The following is a 1538-nucleotide window of genomic DNA, read 5'->3' as shown; positions in this document are numbered from 1 at the left end:
GCGGACGGAGCCCCAAATATTAGAGATTAGAGAGGCGTAACTCGATTTTACTCAAAAATGGTAAGTTTTTCTTTGATTTCCTTAATTTCAATTCTATTTTCTTTGTATAAAACATGGAACTCATTTGGTGTCAAGTAGTTCAAAGAGCCATGAGGTCTAATATTAAGGTAAAAATCCAAATACACTTTGTATTTCGTAGTGAAATCGCTAATATTAGTAAAGGTATTCAAAGGCACAAACTCTCTTTGGACACTTGAATGAAAAGATTCGATAAAGGCTTGACAATCTGGATTATGTGGATAACCAAACTCATGGAGTATACCAACATTTCTCATAAAATTTTCTGTTAACAAAGAAGTGAATTGAGTACCGTTATCTGATCTAATAATCAAGTTTTTTCCTGATATTCCTCTGTACCTAAGAGCTTCAAAGATAGTTTTAATTATATCCTTTGATTTACATGATGGACCGATGTAAGAACCAACAATCTGTCTATCAAAAGTATCAATTATGCTGAACACCTGTACATAACCATCTTTAGTTTTAAAGTATTTGATATCCATTTCCCAAAATTGGTTAGGAGCTGTTGCAACATGTTTTTGAGGACCTCTTCTTGGATGTGGTGAATGGTTTGTATATTTTCCAACCAAACCGATTTCGTGTTTCAAACGTCTCATCTTTTTATGATTGATAATTATACCATACTCTTTCTTGAAATACGCACACAGCTTAGTAGAACCAAGAGTTTTCAAATAATGCTTTGAGACATACATATTGAGATGTTCCTTAATTTTTATCAGTTCAGCGATTACAAACTCATCAGGAACCTTATCGCCATTCACAGTATAGCAAAAACCTCGAGTTTTAGAATTAGAATGCTTTTTCTTTGACAAAGAACTGGTATCCAAGAAGAGCCTCGTCTTGTAATAATAAGTTCTAGGGTTCACGTTGAACTCTTCAAAAAGATAAGAAAGAGAAACGCCGTACTCTCGATGTAACCTATTGACATATTGAATATCCAAAATGGGTGTAGATTTAAAATCAACATGTCTATTTTCCATCATTTTCTCTGATTCAAATTTTTTTTACAAACTCAACTTGTTCTCTAAGAACTCTGATCTCAATATCCTTTTCGATCACCAAATCCTTCAAAGCTTGAAGAGTCTGAGCGAGATCGGGGTATTCCATACAAAGTCGAGAAATCTCATCCAAATCGATACCGGAATTCTCGTAAACCACAGGAGGAATCTTAGAGCCACGAGAAACGATGGAATTTTTGTTAAAAGGGCCGTTGAAAAAGCAAGAATAATTCTCACCAGAATCTCTAAACTTCTTCACCCACTTTTGGATATTTCTGGTAGGGATGTTGTAAGTTTTACTAAGTTGAGAACAAGAAACACCTTTATCGACATGCTCTTTAACAACGTTAGCTTTTAACTCTGAGGGGTAAGACTTCACAAAAATCACCTCTTTTAAGAATATATAATTATTATACTACCACGCCCCTCAAATAAGAAAATGTGCTGTGGGCTAACTGT

The 1538-nt window shown here is 34.5% G+C and carries 2 protein-coding genes; both read right to left on the bottom strand.

The genetic code is table 11. The annotated features are described in order from the left end of the window. Positions 1-47 precede the first annotated feature (47 nt). On the bottom strand, positions 48-1061 hold the full coding sequence (locus NAAC61_RS10470; RefSeq protein WP_169925140.1) for an IS3 family transposase: 1014 nt from the start codon (positions 1059-1061) through the stop codon (positions 48-50). 13 nt (positions 1062-1074) lie between these two features. Beyond that, positions 1075-1458, bottom strand: a complete 384-nt coding sequence (locus NAAC61_RS10465) for a helix-turn-helix domain-containing protein (RefSeq protein ID WP_202695998.1) — start codon at positions 1456-1458, stop codon at positions 1075-1077. Positions 1459-1538 lie beyond the last annotated feature (80 nt).

Origin of the sequence: Petrotoga sp. 8T1HF07.NaAc.6.1 (genome assembly GCF_016772115.1) — a bacterium.
GTDB lineage: Bacteria > Thermotogota > Thermotogae > Petrotogales > Petrotogaceae > Petrotoga > Petrotoga mobilis.
Note: the sequence above shows the minus strand (reverse complement) of the source record. Positions and strands in the feature narration are given on the sequence as shown.